The sequence below is a fragment of the Prolixibacteraceae bacterium genome, from assembly GCA_019720755.1.
Taxonomy (GTDB): domain Bacteria; phylum Bacteroidota; class Bacteroidia; order Bacteroidales; family Prolixibacteraceae; genus Halosquirtibacter; species Halosquirtibacter laminarini.
In genome coordinates, this window is sequence record CP081303.1 from 229,273 (window position 1) to 247,524 (window position 18,252).

Below are 18,252 nucleotides of genomic sequence, written 5' to 3' on the forward strand. Positions count from 1 at the left end.
GTAAACAGCACTAAATTCTTTTAATCGTGGCAAATACGAAATACATCTTTGTTACCGGTGGGGTTACCTCATCACTAGGGAAGGGGATTATTGCATCATCTCTAGCAAAACTATTACAAGCTAGAGGTCATACCGTTACAATCCAAAAGTTAGATCCGTATATCAATGTAGATCCAGGGACGTTAAATCCATATGAACATGGAGAGTGTTTTGTGACGAATGATGGAGCAGAAACTGACCTAGACTTAGGTCATTATGAGCGTTTCTTGAATACGCCTACTTCTCAGGCAAATAACGTTACTACAGGTCGTATCTACCAATCTGTTATTAACAAAGAGAGACGTGGTGATTATCTAGGAAAAACAGTTCAGATTATTCCTCATGTTACTGATGAAATCAAAAGGTATGTGAAGTTTCTAGGAACAAAGCAAAATTATGATGTGGTGATCTCTGAAATCGGTGGTACCGTTGGAGATATCGAATCACTTCCTTTTGTGGAATCTGTTCGTCAATTGAAATGGCAATTAGGTGATGATGCTCTTTTTGTCCATTTGACATTGGTTCCTTATCTTGCTGCTGCGGGTGAGTTGAAAACAAAGCCAACACAACACTCTGTAAAGATGTTGTTGGAAAATGGAGTTCAGCCTGATATTTTGGTGTTGCGTACTGAGAAAGAACTAGGGAAAGATGTTCGTCGTAAGGTTGCACAATTCTGTAATGTAGAGCATGATGCTGTGATTCAGTCGATTGATGTTCCTACTATTTATGAGGTGCCATTAAAGATGCAAGAGGAGAAATTGGATGAGGTGGTTTGTCGTAAATTAGGACTTAAATCTCATACAGAGCCTAAATTAGAGGCTTGGAATGATTTCTTATATAGATTTAAAAATCCAACAAAAACAGTTACGATTGGTTTGGTTGGTAAGTATGTTGAACTTCATGATGCTTATAAGTCCATTACGGAAGCGTTAATCCATGCAGGTACAGTTCATCAAGTTCGTGTAAAAGTGAAATGGATCCACTCGGAGAAGTTGAACAAAGCGAATGTAAAAGAGGAGTTGTCTGAATGTCATGGAGTACTTATTGCTCCTGGTTTTGGTCATCGTGGTATTGACGGAAAAGTAGATGCAGCACAATATGCTCGTGAAAACAATGTGCCTCTTCTTGGTATTTGTTTGGGTATGCAAATTGTTTCGATCGAATTTGCTCGTAATGTGTTGGGTATTGAAGATGCCGATTCTGCAGAGATGAATCCTTCTACCAAAAATCCTGTAATCGACTTGATGGATGCACAAAAAGAGATCACCGAAATGGGTGGTACTATGCGTCTAGGAGCTTATGCTTGTCAAGTGAAAGAAGGTACGAATCTTTATCGTGCATATAATAAAACAAAGATTGAGGAGCGTCACCGTCATCGTTATGAGTTTAATAACGAGTACTTATCTCAGTATGAAAAAGCTGGTATGATTGCAACGGGAGTAAATCCAGAAACAAACTTGGTTGAGGTAGTAGAGCTTCCTGAACATAAGTGGTATGTTGGAGTTCAGTATCATCCAGAGTATAAGAGTACTGTATTGAATCCACATCCTCTATTTGTTAGTTTTGTGGATGCTGCTCAAAAAGAAATTAAATAATTAGAATAAGTATATGGACAAGAACACGTTAAAGGCATTTGCGCTGATTTTTCTTATCCTGATTGGTGCGCAGTATTTTATGTCGCCGTCGGAAGAGGAACAGGCAGAAATGCAACGTCAACAAGATTCCATCGCAGCCCTAGATACACAGACTACTGTGAAAGGGGATGTGGTTAAGATGGAAGAATTAACCCCTGCCTTAAATGATTCTGCTCGCATCGCGATGCAGAAGTCACAACTAGGCTCTTTTGGTGATGCTGTAGTTGGGAAAGAGGAGTTTGTTACATTGGAAAACAACTTGATGAAAGTGAAGTTGTCGACCAAAGGAGGACGTGTATATTCAGTAGAATTAAAAGACTATAAACGTTTTGATGGTTCGCCTTTGATTCTGTTTGATGGCGATATGAACCGTTTTGGTTTACGCTTTAATTCCATCCAGAATGGTGCTCCTATTGAGACAAATAAACTATTTTTCACCTCTTCTGTACAAGGGACATTGGTTGCTTCAGGTCCTGACGTTCCTAAAGGCAAAGAGGCAAAATTAAAGTTTAACAAAGAGAATCCAGGTAAGAGTGTAGAGACTAATATGACACTAAAAACTGCAGAAGGTGCAGTGATTCAGTATCAATATAGCTTGCCATATAACACTTATCTATTAAACTATAAGATCGCAACGCATAATCTTCCTAAGGTAGCTACTGGACAGAACGGATTTATGCAGATCGATTGGAGTTCTCATATTCCACGTCAAGAAGCAAGTTCTAAATATGGAGAGGATACACACACTACCGTGATGTATCGTGAGCTTCTTAAAAAAGGACGTGGTGACGTAGATGATCTAGGTGTGTCGAAAGATAATAACGAAAAGATCGAGGGTAAGGTAGAGTGGATTGCTTTTAAGCAACTTTTCTTCTCATCTATCTTGGTTAATCAATCAGGTTTTACTCATTCGGATATGTCTATTAAGACAGAGGTGAATGACTCTACTGCCTATTTGGCACGTATGAATGCTGAGATGGATCTTCCTTTTGATGCGAGTAAGGCAAATAACAACTATAACCTAACATTCTATTTCGGTCCAAACAAGTACTCAATCTTGAGTCAGCAGAGTGATTTAGAATTTGATCATCTAATTCAGCTTGGATGGGGTATTTTTGGATGGGTTAATAAGTATCTTGTAATTCCAGTTTTCAATTTCTTAAGTAAGTATATTGGAAGTTATGGTGTTATCATTCTACTGTTGACTATCATTATTAAGTTGATTATTTTCCCATTTACTTTCAAATCATATAAGTCTCAGGCTAAGATGCGAGTGTTGAAGCCAGAGATTGATGAGATTCAGAAAAAGTATGGTAAGGAGAAAGCGATGGAAGCACAACAAGCAACCATGGCATTGTATAAGAAAGCGGGAGTAAACCCTATGGGTGGATGTATTCCAATGCTTTTCCAAATGCCTATTGTGATTGCTATGTTCCGATTCTTCCCGGTATCGATAGAGTTGCGTCAACAATCATTCTTGTGGGCTCATGACCTTTCAACTTATGATTCTATCTTTCATCTTCCTTTTACTATTCCTTTTTATGGGGATCATGTTAGTTTGTTCTGTCTATTAATGACTGTTACAAACATTCTCTATATGAAATATAATAGTGAGATGACAGGCTCGTCTAGTGCAATGCCAGGAATGAAAGGAATGATGTACATGATGCCAGTGATGTTCTTGTTCATGTTTAACAATTATGCATCTGGTCTATCATACTACTATTTCCTATCACTTTTGATCACTTTTATTCAAATGTTTTTTGTAAAACGAATGATCAATGAAGATGCTATTCGTAATCAGATTGCGAAGAATAAGAAGAAGAAAGTGAAGAAATCAAAATGGCAGACGAGAATGGAAGAGATGGCTCGTCAGCAACAAGAGACTGCTAAGAAAAGAAAATAGTAATATCCCTTGTTTATTAGATATAAAAAAACCTTCATCATATGATGAAGGTTTTTTTGTATCTAATGCTTTAGTTAATATCATAACTAAATGGAAGTATGGCCAATCGGGCTAATTTGAAGTGCTGTCTTCCCCAAGGAATTCCTATGATGGTAATGGATAGAAGAATGCCAAAGAAAATATGGGTAAGACATATGCTCCAGCCTCCAAGAAGTATCCATACAATATTAAGGAGTAGATTTAAACAGCCATCATTGGGCTTATAGCTTAATTCCGTTCCAAAAGGCCATAGTACGACTGCTGCGTATTTAAAACATTGAAGCCCCCAAGGAATTCCAATAATCGTTATACAGTAGAATATCCCAGCTAAAAGGTATTCTATTGCAGTGATAAATCCTCCAAAGATTAGCCATATAAGGTTCCCGATAATTTTCATCGTGATATAGTTTTAGTTTTTCTATATAAATATAGTAATAATCAGTATTTTATCCATAAATTAATTGTTGTTGGAGTATTTTTGTATTATCGTTGTGAAGTGCAATGTTAAAAAAAGACATAATGAATAAGGGGATAAAAAGAGAGGTTGATATCTCTCAATGGAACCGAGCCGAACATTTCAATTTCTTTTCTACTATGGATAATCCATTATATGGTATCTGTTTAGAGGTAGATGCAACTTTAGCTTTTAAACGATGTAAGAATCAAAAGATCTCTTTTTTCTTATTTTATATGCATGCGATGGGAAAAGCTTTACAAGAAGTGGAGAGTTTCCGTTATCGTATTGAGGATGGAAAATTGTTTTGTTACGATTTTGTGGAGTTGGGCTCTACCATCGGAAGAGAGGATGAGACTTTTGGGTTTGCCCTATTAAGGTATAATGAGAACTTTGATGTTTTTTGTGCCGATGCTTCCAAAGAGATTGAGCAGGTAAATGCCACTCCTGGTATCTGCCTTGATGCCAATCATGAAATGAATAATGTGGTGTTTTGCTCTACTATCCCTTGGTTGCGATTTACAGGTTTAACGCATGCAATGAATCATGATCCAAAAGATTCTGTTCCAAGAATAACATTTGGGAAATGTTCGAAGGATGGCGATTCTTTTAAACTACCTGTTGCAATCTATGTACACCATGCATTGGTGGATGCGATACATATTGGCAAGTTGGTGGATCGTTTTCAACACTATCTAGACTGTCCATAATGACAGTCTAGATGGTGTTGAAAGCTATTTTTTTAAGATGAAATCTTTCTCGATATATTTTGAGTATTGAGAAAGTGCTTCTTTTAATGATTCTTTTCTTGAATCCGATAGGAATTTAATACTATATACTCTTCTAGAGTTTTTGGTTTCAATAAATAGTGTCTCTTCTTCAATTCCCCATTGGTTCATATGGTTTAGATGGATCCATTCGGGTTTTAACTTCCCTTTCCACTTAATAACAATACTCTTTGGTTGAAGAATGATGTTACAGGTGTTTAAGTTGAAGAAGTTCGTATAAAGGATTACTCCGATCCAAATACAAAGTACTAGCACCGCATTTATTTCCCAATTGGTACTTCCTAAAACAAGAATTGCAATGGTGGATATTAAGGTTAGAATCCCTCCAATAATCTTCTGTTTTTTGAGATGGGGATTCATATTTATGATTGCTTTCATATGGTTTTATTAACTGTACATTTTGGTTATCAGAGCCTGGTATTTCTGACTCAATTGTTTACGTTTTAATTTTAATGTTGCAGATAATAGTCCATTTGCAGGAGTCCACTCTTCTGCTGTAAATTCAATTTTCTTGACCTGTTCGTGTGCCGAAAGTTTTTTGTTTAGTATGGAGATCTCTTTTCGTACTGCTTTAGACACGGTGACGTTTTGAAGAATTGTATCATCTGAAGTGTATTCTATACTGTTCTTTTTACACCATGTCTTTAAATAGGTGAAGTCTGGTTTAATGATTGCTCCTGCAACTTTTTCGTTTTCCCCGACAACAAAAGCTTGTTCTATAAAAAGACTTCCTTTTAGAACATTTTCTACGGCTTGTGGTGCCACATATTTTCCAGCAGACAATTTGAAAATCTCTTTTTTACGATCGGTAATTTTCATAAAACGATCCTCTACCAATGTTCCAATATCTCCAGTATGAAACCATCCATCTTTGTTAATTACTTCTTGTGTTTGTTCAGGGTTTTTATAGTACCCAAGCATTACACCAGGCCCTTTAATGAGTATTTCTCCATCTTCTGCTAGCATAAATTGAGTTCCATTGTTCAATACAGGACCCACTGTACCTAGTTTAACTAGCTTATCGTCATTGGGGTAGTTTACAAAAACAACAGGAGAAGTTTCTGTTAATCCATATCCTTCGTATACGCGCAGGTCAGCAGTCCAAAAGAACTTATGTATTTTTGTTTGCAGTGCTGATCCTCCAGAGACCATATACATCACTTCTCCTCCTAAAATCTCTCTCCATTTCTTATAAACAAGCTTGTCAAAGATTTTAAATTGAAGCTTCTCAATAGGGTTATATTTAATTCCTACCTCGAACTTTTGAGTGAACTGAACGGCTTGATCAAAAATAAACTTAGTAGGTCCTTTTAGGTCGTCTCCTACACTAAGTACGTTGTCATAAATCTTCTCTAGAAGACGAGGAACCGTGTTGAATATATGTGGTTTTACCACTTTAATATCATTGATTAGAGTTCCAAGGCTTTCAATATAGTATAAGGATAGACCACTGATTTGGAAGTTGTAGGTAACCATACGTTCGTAGACATGTGAGAGAGGGAGGAAACTAAGGGCCCTGTTGTTGATTCCCATACCTCTATCTCCCTCTTGAAATATCTTAGCACATGCTTTGGCATTACTTAAGATATTCTGGTGAGAAAGCATGACTCCTTTGGGTGTTCCCGTGGTTCCACTAGTATAGATAATAGAGAGTAGATCATCAGGAGTTATTTCATCTTTAATCTTTTCAATTTTGTCTTTATATGATTTGAAGAGTGATTCGGATTCTGATAGTAATGACTCCCAGTATAAGGTGCCTTCTATCTTGTCATTGATGCATATCGTTTGAATTATTTGCTCTTTTTTTGTGAATACCTCTGCATATTTACGATGTGTTGATTTATCGTTAATGAAAAGCATTTTTATATCTGCATGATCTAATATATATTCCACTTCATTGGTGTTCAATGTAGTGTATATTGGAACGTGAATAGCACCAATAATGGATGCCCCCATATCGATCATATTCCATTGTGGAGAGTTTGAAAGAATGGTTGCGATTTTATCACCTTTGCGTAACCCTTGTGCATAAAGCCATGCAGCAACTCGGTAAGAGTAGTCTACGTATTCTTGGGAAGTGTTTTTTATCCATTTCCCATTTTTCTTTTTACAAAGGGCATCTTTTTTTGAACTAAAGATCGTTTGATATAGTCCTAGTATATCGAATAATCGGGTAACTTGTTCCATTATTTTAGAAATGTTAAATTTTATTGCACAAATCGACCTAGATTGTATCGATTAGATATGAAATTCAGTATCGTTGGAAAATATAAAAAAAAAATGATTGACAAAAGATTCCATGTTGTCGTATGCAACTACTTAATAATCTCCCAGCCAGACACTTTTAGATAGGGCCACACTTTGTTTATAAATAGTGATCCCATATCAATATGAAGATTTTCTTCTATCTCTTTTAATAGGACAGGTACTTGTCTTATTTGAGGGAGTGTTAAAATATCTTCAATTATTTTTATTATTTGGTTCTCAACTTTTACTTGAGCTATCCCATGATCCGATTGTATCGTCAGAAGCCCCTTCTTTTTATTTCTTGTCAAGACCATATCGAAGTCGGGATTGATCCATAACTTAGCTCTAGGGTGGTCTTCTAGAATCACTTCTTGCATTAAAGCATTGGAAATAAAGTTTGATGGAATCGAAGGTTTGGGTGTTTTGTGATCAAACCATTGATTAAGAGGAAAGTCAATGCCTACTTGGTGCATGTAATTAAATAGAGATCTCTTTAATCCATCGCTGAATATGGAATGGCTTGCTCCTTGAGGGTCGTTGTGATGACAGTCGTTCTCTGCAAATTTTTTATCAGAGATATCAACTCTTTCGACACCAAATGCTTCTGGGTTCTTTCCAACTGGACTATGAACAGTCATTGCAAATTGATGCCAGAAACCAGAGTCGATACATCGTTGCTCAAAGAGTTGACGTACTACTTCTAAAGCATCGATGGTCTCTTGTTCTGTTTCAGTAGGAAAGCCATACATAAGATATGCATGTACAAGGATCCCTGCCTGTTTCATCCCTTTGGTAACCTTTGCTACTTGTTCTAAAGAGACTCCTTTGTTCATCATTTTAAGGAGACGATCAGATGCTACTTCTAGTCCACCAGAAACACCAATACAACCAGCTTTTGAGAGAATACGAGACATGGATGGAGTGAAAGCTTTTTCGAATCGAACATTTGTCCACCAACTGATCTGTAGTCCTCTTCGAATAATCTCTAGGCTAAGCTCTAAAAGAATTTTAGGTGGTGCTGCTTCGTCTATAAAATGGAAGGATCTAATGGATGTTTGTGTGATCACTTTTTCTATTCGATCACATATTGTTTTTGCAGTCGCTTGACTATATCGTCGAATGTAATCTAGTGTCGTGTCGCAGAATGAACACTTATGCCAATAACAACCATGAGCGATCATCATTTTAACCCACTTGCCTTCAGTCCACAATCGATGCATGGGATTGGTCATCTCTACCATCCCCATATATTTATTCCATGGAAGATCGGTATAGTCTGGAGTTCCTATATCTTCATGACTAAGAGGATAGTCTTGACTATTATCGTGATATACAATCTCATTGTTTTCCATTAGGAAAGTTCTAACCCATGGTTTTTGATCTTCTGATCGTAAATTGTACAGTAGATGTTCTAATGGTTTCTCCCCATCATCTAGTGTAAGAAAGTCGATATAGTTAAATAGGCGTTTCTCTTTGATACTTCGAAGTTCTGTATTGACAAAACCTCCACCCATAATGAGTTTTATTTTAGGGTATTTTGTTTTGATGTAGCGACAGCAATATAATGATGAGATCAAATTACCTGGAAATGGAATAGAAAAAGCAATGGCTTTCGGATTGATGTCACGTATATGTGTATCTAAAGTTTCTTCGAAAAGATCTGTCACCAATGTTGGATTAGAAAGTTCTGTTTCTATCTGATCGAATGGAGCAGAAAAAGAAGATATCCTTTCAGCATACCTACTGAAACCAAACCTTGAGTCTTCATATTTCACTATGAGATCAATGATCTCCTCAATAAAAACTGTAGCCCTATATTTTGCTTGATCATAGATAGTCTCTTCAGAAAACACTTCGATGTTTTCTTCTAATTGATCTGCACGAGATCCCTTGGGAAGTGCCCCTAAATTGATGCGATATGCAAATCCGTCATTATCCCCTTGTAAAAAAGATTTTACTGGATTAACAAGTTGAAGGTATTTGTTCCTGTTTAGATAGAATACGGCATCTTCTTCCGGAATTTTATCTATGATAGTTTGAAGAAATAGAGGATTTAATATTTTGTCTAAAACTTCGATGCTAAGGTCGAGGTGTTGCGTATGGTATCCTTTTTCATTCAAATAGCCTTTAAGAAAAGCCGAGGCTGGATACGGCGTGTTTGGTTGACAGAAAGGTGCAGTGACTATCAGTAGATCGTGCTGGTTCATCTCTTCGATTTATACAATATTTTCTTTGCAAAATTACGATTAATTCATGAATGCTCCTCATTTTAATGGGCTGTTCCATCGTGATATTGTCATTATTGATTCATATCATTTGTTTTCGTATCTTAAATTATTGCTATGGATATGGTTATATTGGTACACGTATTTAAGGAAATTTATTGCTTGGTATATCTTTGTTCATATACCAAAATTTAATTCCCGTATTTAGTTATGAAACAGAGAATACTTCTATTGGGTTCAGGTGAACTAGGTAAAGAGTTTGTGATTGCTGCACAGCGACTTGGACAAGAGGTTATTGCAGTTGATAATTATCATAATGCACCTGCAATGCAGGTGGCTGATGAAAGTGAAGTGATCAATATGTTAGATGGTGAACAGTTGGATGCTATTGTTGAAAAATACCAACCGAATTTGATTGTTCCAGAGATCGAAGCCATTCGTACTTCTCATCTTTATAAGTATGAAGAGAGTGGGATTACAGTAGTTCCTTCTGCAAAAGCGGTTAACTATACGATGAATAGAAAGCAGATTCGTGATCTCGCAGCTGTGGATCTTGGTTTGGATACGGCGAATTATCGATATGCAACTTCATTAAACGAATTACAAGAGGCTGTCTCAGTCGTTGGGATGCCATGTGTGGTGAAACCTTTAATGTCGTCTTCGGGTAAGGGACAATCTACAATAAAAAGTGAAGATGACATTCCCTCTGCTTGGAATAATGCTCAAGAGAAAGGGAGAGGAGATGCTATTGAAGTGATTGTGGAAGCTTTTGTGCCTTTTAATTACGAGTTCACTCTACTTACTGTGACCCAAAAGAGTGGACCTACACTTTACTGCCCTCCTATTGGACATAGACAAGCTAATGGGGATTATCAAGAGAGTTGGCAGCCTGTAGTAATGAATCCTGAAGTGTTGAAAAAGGCACAAGAGATGGCTTCTTTGGTAACTTCGGCTCTAACAGGAAGTGGGCTTTGGGGAGTAGAATTTTTTGTTGTAGGAGATGAGGTTATTTTCTCTGAGTTGTCTCCAAGACCACATGATACAGGAATGGTAACCCTTGCAGGTACACAAAATTTAAATGAATTTGAGTTACATTGTCGTGCCATTCTAGACCTCCCAATTTCAGAGATTCGGTTAGAGAAAAAAGGGGCGAGTGCAGTGGTATTGTCCCATATTGAATCGAATCTATTTGATTTTAAAAATATTGGGAGTGCAATGATTGATTCTTATACTGATTTTCGTATCTTTGGGAAAGAGAACGCTCGAGTTGGTCGTCGTATGGGAGTGGTTGTTGCTTGGCAAAAAGATGCCGAAGAATCGCTTGTCGACATCATAGAGAGAGCTAAATATGCTAGCAATCTAATTGAAATAAAAAATAGATAAAAAAGATTTTATTTCCTCCGCATAAGGAAATAGAGTGTTGTATGTTCTAAAAGCTCCATTGCTTCACTGCATGGAGCTTTTTTTTGTTTTTTGTATTTTATTCTTTCTTTTTAAGTGCTAATTCTCTTTTTCCCAACTATATATTCTGTTTTGGTTAGAAATAAAATGATAATTTGCAAATAACAATCTTTACCAATAGCAAACGCAGATGAAGTTACTTCGTAGTATTTTAACCATGGTTTTCATTATTTTGCTCTACTTCTCTGTTCAGGGAAGAGGAGGTGCTTCTTTTGATCGATATACCATGATGGAAGGGCTATCTAACAATACTATTTCCACTATTTACCAAGATCACAAAGGGTATATGTGGGTTGGTACATTTGATGGGTTGAACCGATTCGATAGTTATCAATGGTACTCTTATAGAAAAGGAAGGAGAGAACACTCTGTACCGAGTAATAGGATTGAGAAGATTTTGGAAGTGAGAGATACTTTACTTGTTGCTACTGATGCAGGGCTGTCTTTCTATAATCGAGAAATGGATCAATTTGAGGTACTTCATGTATTGAATACTGAATCATATCCTATAACAGATGTTGTCGAAGATGCTAGTGGAAATATTTGGTGTTCGATGCTTTCAAAAGGTCTCTTTCAACTTGATGATAACATAAAAAAAGGTCAATGGAAGTGGTGTTCCAAAATGAAAAACCTCATTGCTATTTCAACGGATCAAACCACTGGACAGATGTGGCTTGCGGATAGGGATGGAGATTTTATATGCTACTCTCCTTTATCGGATAGAGAGCAGTTGTTTCATCTCGACGGGGTACAGGTTGTGGATATTCATGTTAAGAATAATATTGTTTGGATTGGGACTGAGTCTAATGGGGTTTACTTGCTTGATATAGGAAGAGGCAAGTTTATACCATTTGACTTAGGGCAAAATGATGTAGTTGTTCGAGAAATTCAAGAGAGTACTTCAGGAAATATTATCATATCAACTGATGGGAATGGTGTTTTTGTTTGTGACCAATATGGGGTCGTAAAGAACGAGTTTAATATTTTGTCCTCTGTTGGTATTCTCACCACTTTTGTTGATCAACAAGGAACGATGTGGTATGGTACTGTAGGGCTTGGACTATGGGCACGAAACCCTATCCGAAGTTACTATGGATACCATAAAATAGAAGCAATTGATCCTACAATGAACCTTCAGGTTAATAATATTATCTCGATGAGTACTTGGGGAGACAATATACTGCTTTTGGGCACAGATGGAGGCGGCTTGGTTGCTTATGATCTATTGGAAAATAGATGTCTTCCATCTCTTCCATTTGCTACACTTTCGGCTAAAGTAATTAAATGTATGACCAAAGATAAGGATGACAACTTGTGGGTTGGAACTTACAAAGAGGGAGCATTCTTTTTGAATAAAAAGAAGAACCAATGGCTCCATTTCAAACATTCAAAAGATGATAAAACCTCTATCCCAAATAATAATGTTTGGAGTATCTCTTGTGCAAACGATACTACATTTATTGGAACTCTTGGGAGTGGAATTGTCTGCTTTGATTCGGAAAAGGGATTTGTCCCTGTATCTATTACCGAGGGACTAGATGGAGATCTGAGTAATTATATCTTATCTAGTACAAAACTCCAAAATAATAATTTATGGTTTGGGTCGTCTAATGGTGTTTATGTGCGAGATTATCATACTTCGCAATGGTCGAGGACCCTTGTGGATCCAATTTCAGGAGATGGTAGAGGTAAAGCAGCGATCACTTCTATATATGAATCAACCAATAGTAATGTGTGGATTGGATCTAATGGAGGAGGAGTTGGAAGAGTTAAAAGGGATTCTATTGAATGGTTTGATGAGACGGATGGTTTAATTAATAATACGGTACATGCCATTTTAGAGGATTCAATGCAGAATATTTGGTTTATGACCAATAGAGGTGTCTCTATCTTTGATCAACAAAAAAAACATATTACAAATATTGATGAGAAGAAAGGGCTAAAATCACTTCAGTTTACCTGTGCATCAAAATTAGTGGATGGTAGAGTTGCATTAGGTACAGTGAATGGTTTCTATGTTTTCGATCCAGATCAGATGCATCATCAGGTGCCACCTCCTAAGTTAATACTCGAGTCATTGTCGCTTCTTAATGGAAATAAGAATGAACGAAATGAGATAAAAGTGCAGGAACAAGAGGTGAAGTGGTATCCGGACTATCATGCTTTGCAAGCAAGGTTTGTTGGTATTGATTACCTCCAGGGAGATAAAACTACGTATAGTTATCGTGTGGAAGGATTCTCGAATCAATGGTATGATATTGGAGAGCAGAGAGAGATCACATTAATGGGATTACCTTATGGTTTTTTTACACTTCAAATACGAGCGGAAAATAGGGAGACAGGATACTTTAGTGATATTATCTCTATTCCTCTTTTGATATTAAGGCCTTGGTGGCGTACAAGAACAGCTCTGTTTATATATATTGTAATACTTATTGTCATATTTTCAATCTATCAGAGGCTATCTAATAGATTTTATCTACTGAAGAAGGAGGCTGAATTAAGGTCTATTACGAATAAAAAGAAACAAGAGTTACATCGGATAAGAATCCAGATGTTTACTAAAATGGCACATGAATTTATGACTCCTTTGACATTGATTATTGCTCCTTTGCAAGATATCATAGAACTCAATGAGTTGAGTCCTTCTATCAAAAGAAGGCTTGATAGAGTGTTTGGTCAGTCTCAATATCTTAAAAAATTGGCTGAGAATATTCTTGCATTTCAAAAGCTCAATATTCAAAAGCCGAACTTGAACCTTGCTTATGTTGATGTTCATGAAATTGTGGCACATCAGGTAAAAGTGATGGATGAACTAGCACAACAGAAAAGTATCTCTATAGAATTTTTGGTAAATATTGGTGACCATTTAGTGGAGGTGGATGCAGAAAAGTTTGAGTCAATCGTTACGAATTTGCTCTCTAATGCGATTAAATATTGCAATGAGAAAGGACAGATATCCATTCTCATTGACCTATTGGATGGACAGACTGATGATACCAAATTTGTGCTCCATTTTAAGATCTCTGATACTGGAATAGGAATTCCTAATTCCAAATTGTCACACATCTTTACTCCTTTTTATCGTGTGGATGAGGAGAGTCATGAGGAGGGGTCTGGAATAGGATTAAGTATTGTGAAAGATTTTGTGGATATTCATAAAGGAAATATCCAGGTAGATAGTCAAGAGAATGTTGGAACCAGTTTTTATATAGACATTCCTTGTAAGATAAAAGAGTCTACGGATGTTCTTAATGAACCTATGATACTTAGTCAAGAGAAACATTCCGTTCGTCCTAAAAAGAGAGATCATGCGCTTAAGTTATGTTTGGTTGTCGATGATAACTTAAGTATGCTACAGTACCTGAATGATTTATTGTCTGATGATTATCAAGTGCTGTTGGCAAAGAATGGGAAAGAAGCTTATGATAAAGCAACCTCCGCAATGCCAGATATAATTGTAACGGATTTGATGATGCCACAGGTGGATGGTATCGAGTTGCTTACGTTACTGAAAGGAAATATTCTTACTTCTCACATTCCTGTGGTGGTTCTATCAGCAAAACATGTTACGGAAGCAAAGATTGCTTCTGTTGAGGAAGGGGCGGAACTATATCTATCAAAGCCTTTTGACTCAAAACTATTTAAAAGTTATTTGTCATCGATATTGCATAATAGAGAACTTCTTGCCTCTAAAAGAAATGGAATGCCAAAGGTGTTGGAAAAAGAGACCCTTTCTGTAATGGATAAGAAGTGGTTAGATTCGATAAGAAAATTGGTGATAGATAATCTTCAGAATTCTCAATTTGATATTCCATTTATGTGTGAAAAGAGTCATATGAGTAGAAGTTCTCTTCATCGTAAATTGAAAGCAATATGTAATATGTCTACCACTGAATTTATAAATTCTCTTCGTTTAGAGAAAGCGGTAATACTCTTAGAAAGTCGGAAATATCAGATAAATGAAGTGGCCTATATGGTTGGTTTTAATAATGCATCTTATTTTACTCGTGCTTTTAGTAAAAAATATGGGATGTCTCCAACTTATTTTGTGGAAAGAATGTAATAGTTTGATTAAGAGTGTAGTATTAAGTGTTTGTGACACAATGGTTCAATGTTTATGAGACATTGTTGAATGGTGTGACACAATGGGATTAGACGGTGAAACAATAGTGAGCGTATCTCTTTGACTGTTTCAATATATTCGAAATATGAAAACAGAGAACGAGATACATGAAATGATGAGACGTGTTAGAAAGGCTAGATTTGTTGTATTAGGAATACTCTTCTGCCTTGTTGCACTACTTCTCTTTTTCCTTCTCTGAATTCCCTTAGAGAAGGGTTTATTATTACTAACTAACACTTATCCGCTATGATGAGACAATTAATGCATGGAAAACGGATATGGGGGCTTTTGATCATTCTTATGATGGCTTCCATTTCAGCTTTTGCTCAACAAAAGAACATAACTGGAACAATTATTGGAGATGACAACCTTCCAATTCCTGGTGCAACTATTGTAGTAAAAGGTACTTCTAACGGTACAATATCATCTATTGATGGGAAATATTCTATAAAAGCGAATGAAGGAGATCTCTTACAGTTTTCATTTGTCGGAATGGAGACACAAGAGGTGAAAGTGACAAATCTAAATACAATTAATATTGAGCTGAAATCTGCTACGATTGGTATGGATGAAGTGGTGGTCACCGCCCTTGGTATAAAAAGAGAGAAAAAATCTTTAGGATATTCGGTTCAAGAGGTTAAAGGGGATGAATTATCTAGGGTGAAAGATGCCAATGTGGTAAATAGCTTGTCTGGTAAAATTGCTGGGGTTACCATTTCTCCTTCAAGTACAGGAACAGGTGGTGGTAGCCGTATTGTAATTAGAGGAAATAACTCAATATCTGGAAATAACGAACCTTTGGTTGTTGTGGATGGAGTTCCTATTACTGACAATTCATCCAATACGGATGATCGTTGGGGGAATAGAGCTATCGATAGAGGTGATGGTATTGCAGATATTAATCCTGATGATATCGCAACCATGTCGGTTCTCAAGGGTCCTGCTGCCGCTGCATTATATGGATCGCGTGCTGCAAATGGTGTCATTCTGATTACTACAAAATCGGGGACTAAGACAGATCGAGTGAAAGTCTCTTTAAGTTCTAATGTTGTTTTTGAATCACCTCTTACTCAACTAGATCTTCAGAATGAGTATGGACAGGGTACTGGTGGTGCTTTTGTAGAAAGAAGTGGAGCTAGTTGGGGACCTAAGATGGAAGGGCAGATGATAAAGGACTGGACAGGTGAGAGTCGCTCTTTTTCTCCTTATGATAACAACCTAACCGACTTTTTAGAGACCGGTGTTAATATGACAAATAATATCGATGTAACAGCTGGTTCTGAGAAAGTGAAATTTCGTGCAGGTTTTAGTAGAATGGACTACTGGGGACAACTTCCGAATAATAAACTTAATAGAAATACCTTGAACTTAAGGTCAACTATAGACTTTTCACCTAAGTTGTCTTTAGACCTGAAATTTAATTATATAAAGTCTAAAGGAGAGAATCGACCAAAACTAGCAGGAGACCCTGACAATGTCTACTTTAATATGGCTTTGATGCCAAGAAGTATTCATCTTTCAGATATGAAAGATTATCGTAATGATGACTTGACAGTTCGAAGATATTCAGATAATGGTGGAATGATTTTAAACCCTTATTGGACTGTCAATATGAATACGAATTGGGATGACAAGAATCGTGTAATTGCGATGGCTAGCTTAAACTATAAGTTTGCAGATTGGTTGACAGCAAAACTTCGTTATGGTACTGACTATACAACGGTTAGAGGCTATGATCAGCTTGGTACAGGAGTTCCTTATTGGCAACCAACAGGGGATGTGAAGCAAGATGTGTCTACTTTGAGAGAGGATAACACGGACTTTCTTTTGACTGCTTCTAAAACAGAATTAATATCTAAGCTCTCAGCAAACTTAAGTGTTGGTGGAAATATTATGCGTCAAAATAATATGAGTACAACACAGTGGGCTAATGGACTTATTACACCAGATTTTTACTCTATTAACAACGGAAAAGCACCACGTACTGTGACGAATTATTATGAGAAGGGGATAAATTCTCTTTATGGTATGGGACAATTAAGTTGGGACAACTACCTTTTTGTGGATCTGACAGCCCGTAATGATTGGTCTTCTACTTTGCCATCTGATAACAGATCTTATTTCTATGCCTCGGCAGGTTTAGGTTGGGTTCTATCTGAGATGGTTACGCTACCTGAGTGGATTAATTTTTTGAAAGTTCGTGGTTCTTGGGCTCAAGTAGGTAATGATACCGATTCTTATAAATTAGATCAATATTTGACAATTGATTTGATTGGTGAATCGGGAGTTCCTGGAGCTACGTTACCTTCCGATCTCCCAGCTTCGAACTTAAAACCAGAGCAAGCCACTTCTTACGAAGTTGGGGCGGAAGGCCGTCTATTTAATGATCGTTTAGGGTTTGATCTTACCTATTATAAAGTAAATACGAAAGATCAAATATTAGCCTTGCCAACCCCCCCTGCTACTGGTTATGTAAATCAGTTTATCAATGCTGGTAATATTGAAAATAGAGGAGTTGAATTGATGATCAGAGGAACGCTAATAAAGAACGAGAACTTCCAATGGGATATGACTTTAAATTGGGCTAAAAATACCAATAAGGTTATCGATCTTTATGATGGAATTGATACTTATGTAATCTCTCCAAGTACTTCTCAAGTATCTGTAATCACAAATGAGGGTGGATCTTATGGTGATTTGCAAGGAACCCATTATGTTCGTGACGATCAAGGAAGAAAAGTATTAGATGCTGAAGGGCTACCTGTTATTTCACAAGATCGCTCTGTAATTGGGAACTATTTGCCTGATTGGACCGCAGGATTGTCAAATACTTTTGTTTATAAGAATCTTTCGATAGGGCTACTTTTTGACATTCGTAAAGGTGGTGATATTTATAGTGGTTCAGTTAATGCAGCTGCAGCAGCAGGTACTCTAGCAGAAACTTCAGAAGGACGTGATGCGTGGTATAATGGAACTGGGGGTTATGTGGTCTCAGGTGTGGATGTAGATGGAAATGCTGTGACTAAAACAGTTAATCCTGAGTCGTATTGGTCAAGAGTGTCAGGAATAGATGAAGAGTGGATATATGATGCAACCAATATACGTCTTAGAGAGCTGTCTGTTGGATACTCTCTTCCGAAAACAATTCTTTCAGGCACTCCTTTTACTGGTGCACAAGTTAGTTTTGTAGGAAGAAATCTTTGGCTTATCTATTCTGAACTACCTGGGTTAGATCCTGAGTCTTCATACTCACAGAGTAATGCTCAGGGGTTAGAATTAGGAGCAGTGTCTACTCCTCGCACTCTTGGTTTTAATATTAAGTTAGACTTTTAA

Annotated in this window: 10 protein-coding genes; 6 read left to right on the forward strand and 4 right to left on the reverse strand. The window is 36.9% G+C overall.

The window, feature by feature from the left end; all coding sequences use genetic code 11:
* Positions 1-26 precede the first annotated feature (26 nt).
* Positions 27-1,634, forward strand: a complete 1,608-nt coding sequence (locus K4L44_01025) for a CTP synthase (GenBank protein QZE14482.1) — start codon at positions 27-29, stop codon at positions 1,632-1,634.
* Positions 1,635-1,647: 13 nt separating this feature from the next.
* Positions 1,648-3,579 carry a membrane protein insertase YidC gene (gene yidC / locus K4L44_01030; protein ID QZE14483.1) on the forward strand — a complete coding sequence of 644 codons (1,932 nt, stop codon included), beginning with the start codon at positions 1,648-1,650 and terminating at the stop codon, positions 3,577-3,579.
* A gap of 70 nt (positions 3,580-3,649) precedes the next feature.
* Here yidC and K4L44_01035 read toward each other — a convergent pair whose 3' ends face one another.
* Complete coding sequence (locus K4L44_01035) at positions 3,650-4,015, reverse strand: YccF domain-containing protein (protein QZE14484.1); 366 nt, start codon at positions 4,013-4,015, stop codon at positions 3,650-3,652.
* 122 nt (positions 4,016-4,137) lie between these two features.
* Between K4L44_01035 and K4L44_01040 the strand changes: the two genes are divergently transcribed.
* Positions 4,138-4,782, forward strand: coding sequence for a chloramphenicol acetyltransferase (locus K4L44_01040; protein ID QZE14485.1), 645 nt, complete (start codon positions 4,138-4,140; stop codon positions 4,780-4,782).
* A 24-nt stretch (positions 4,783-4,806) separates the two neighbouring features.
* Here the strand turns inward: K4L44_01040 and K4L44_01045 are convergent, their stop codons facing one another.
* The 3 genes from K4L44_01045 to K4L44_01055 all read right to left on the reverse strand — a co-directional run bounded on the left by K4L44_01045 (position 4,807) and on the right by K4L44_01055 (position 9,314).
* Positions 4,807-5,238: a hypothetical protein gene (locus K4L44_01045; GenBank protein ID QZE14486.1), complete on the reverse strand. Its 432-nt coding sequence runs from the start codon at positions 5,236-5,238 to the stop codon at positions 4,807-4,809.
* A gap of 9 nt (positions 5,239-5,247) precedes the next feature.
* Positions 5,248-7,047 (reverse strand): long-chain fatty acid--CoA ligase, encoded by a 1,800-nt coding sequence (locus K4L44_01050; protein QZE14487.1) that lies wholly within the window; start codon positions 7,045-7,047, stop codon positions 5,248-5,250.
* Positions 7,048-7,175: 128 nt separating this feature from the next.
* Positions 7,176-9,314: a radical SAM protein gene (locus K4L44_01055; protein ID QZE14488.1), complete on the reverse strand. Its 2,139-nt coding sequence runs from the start codon at positions 9,312-9,314 to the stop codon at positions 7,176-7,178.
* 228 nt (positions 9,315-9,542) lie between these two features.
* Here K4L44_01055 and purT point away from each other — a divergent pair, with 228 nt between their 5' ends.
* From purT to K4L44_01070, 3 genes are all read left to right on the forward strand, one after another.
* Positions 9,543-10,715 carry a formate-dependent phosphoribosylglycinamide formyltransferase gene (gene purT, locus K4L44_01060; GenBank protein QZE14489.1) on the forward strand — a complete coding sequence of 391 codons (1,173 nt, stop codon included), beginning with the start codon at positions 9,543-9,545 and terminating at the stop codon, positions 10,713-10,715.
* Between the two features lie 208 nt (positions 10,716-10,923).
* Positions 10,924-14,859 carry a response regulator gene (locus K4L44_01065; GenBank protein ID QZE14490.1) on the forward strand — a complete coding sequence of 1,312 codons (3,936 nt, stop codon included), beginning with the start codon at positions 10,924-10,926 and terminating at the stop codon, positions 14,857-14,859.
* 306 nt (positions 14,860-15,165) lie between these two features.
* Positions 15,166-18,252, forward strand: a complete 3,087-nt coding sequence (locus K4L44_01070; protein ID QZE14491.1) for a SusC/RagA family TonB-linked outer membrane protein — start codon at positions 15,166-15,168, stop codon at positions 18,250-18,252.